Raw genomic sequence first — 1,955 nt, 5'->3', positions numbered from 1 at the left:
ATATCCATGTCTTTTTCGTGCAAATTTAGCTTCAAATAATTTATAGCCATATTCGTGTAATTGTCGATTGATTTAAGTTGCATTTTCATTTCTGTATTATCTTCTGTCAAAATTTCCAAGCAGGTTATCGGAGTTTTAATCTGGTGTACCCACATAGAAAAATATTCTTGGATATCTTTTTGCCATGAAATATACTGATTTCTATTATTTTCAATTTGCATTTCTAAATCTTCTATTTTCTCATCATTTGATAATTCTTTTTGAAAATCTAAGTATTTAATTACCAAATAAATTAAAAATACTATCAAACATATTTCAAAACCTTGTCCAAACACTTTTATATCCACATTGTTCAAATAACAGACCATAAAATAAATAGCATTTATTGACACAAAAAATAAAATAGACTTGAGGTTTTTCTTCAAAAAGCACATTAATTTATTCATTTTGATTACTTCCGCCATTTAAATAGTATCCAGAATATTTTTTTGTCAACAAGAAATCTTCCAAGCCAAGTTTGTTTAATTTTTTTCTTATTCGATTGATATTCACAGCCAATGTATTATCATCTATAAAAAAATCATTTTGCCAACACTGATCCATCAATTTTTCTCTTGTTACTATTTCACCCTTAGCTTCGAATAATGATTTTAAAATTAGCATTTCTGTTTTTGTGAGGTTAGTTTTATTCTCATTGAATTCCAATCTGAATTCATTCAAAAAAAGCATGACATCATTAAACTCCAAAACGCTCTTGATGATGTTATTGCCATAATATCGTTTCATAACGGCGTTGATTTTTACCATAAGTACATCAAAATTAAATGGCTTGGTAATGTAATCATCAGCGCCCATCTGCATTCCCATTATTATATCCAAATCCTCTGATTTTGAAGATATGAAAATTATTGGAATATCAGTTGTCTTTCGTATTTTTTCGCACCAAAAATATCCATTAAAGCTAGGAAGAATAATATCCATCAATATTATATCTGGCTTTATATTTTTGACATCCTCCATAATATCTATTCCAGAATTTTTGAACACCTCGTATTCCCAATTTTCTAAATATTCTTTAAGCGAATTTAAAATTATTTTATCGTCTTCTATAATTAAAACCTTCATACTAAAATTATACATAAACTTGCGAAAAAATGATACGAAAGCTATTTTTCAATAAAAAAATTAGTGAACTAATAAAAGTCCACTAATTATACTTACTAATCGTTCATTATTCCCAATCTATCAAATACATAGAATAATAAGCTCAATACTACTGCAACAACTGATGCTAGAACCATTCCTGATAATGATACTCCCAAGAAGTTTATTTTCAATCCTGAAAGTCCAGTTACAAATATTACAGAAGTTAATATTAAGTTTTTGGATTGTGAGTAATCTACTTTTTGGTCTACTAATAATCTGATACCACTTGTTCCAATCATACCGTAAAGTAAGAATGTTACTCCACCTATTACATTTCCTGGTATTGATGAAATAAGTGCTGATAATGGTCCAATAAATGCCATTAAAATTGATATACAAGCTGCTCCCGCAATTACATAAACTGAATAAACTTTAGTAATTGCCATTACGCCGATATTTTCACCGTAAGTTGTTGTTGGAACTCCGCCTATAAATCCAGATATTGCAGTTGAAAAGTTGTCTGCAAAAATCGATCTATGAAGGCCAGGTTCTTTTAATAAATCTCTTCCTATGATATTACTTGTAACTACTTGGTGTGAAATGTGTTCACTTGTTATTACCAAAATTACAGGCAACATTGTGATTATAGATTTTAGGTCAAATATTGGAAGTTGAAATTTAGGCAATGTAAATAATGATGCTTGCATTACCGGTGTAAAATCGACCATTTTTAATGCTACACTTACAATATAACCTGTTATAATTGCGATTAATATCGGTATTGTAGCTAAGAATTTTTTGAATAAAAC

General features: G+C 28.7%; 2 protein-coding genes and 1 pseudogene. All 3 read right to left on the bottom strand.

Annotation, left to right across the window (positions count from 1 at the left end; translation table 11 throughout):
- Window positions 1-446, bottom strand: a pseudogene (locus KHW44_RS09160) (sensor histidine kinase); the annotation flags it as partial.
- The gene (locus tag KHW44_RS09155) at window positions 439-1,125 is read right to left on the bottom strand and encodes a response regulator transcription factor (RefSeq protein ID WP_304068745.1); all 687 of its coding nucleotides are present in this window, start codon (window positions 1,123-1,125) and stop codon (window positions 439-441) included. The pseudogene KHW44_RS09160 and the gene KHW44_RS09155, both read right to left, overlap by 8 nt.
- 95 nt (window positions 1,126-1,220) lie before the next feature.
- Window positions 1,221-1,955, bottom strand: a 735-nt coding sequence (locus KHW44_RS09150; RefSeq protein ID WP_304068742.1) for a solute carrier family 23 protein, incomplete at its 5' end; no start/stop codon positions are given.

This window comes from Finegoldia magna (assembly GCF_018371055.1).
Lineage (GTDB): Bacteria > Bacillota > Clostridia > Tissierellales > Peptoniphilaceae > Finegoldia > Finegoldia magna_I.
The sequence above is the reverse complement of the archived record's forward strand: the minus strand, read 5'-3'. Positions and strand labels throughout refer to the sequence as shown.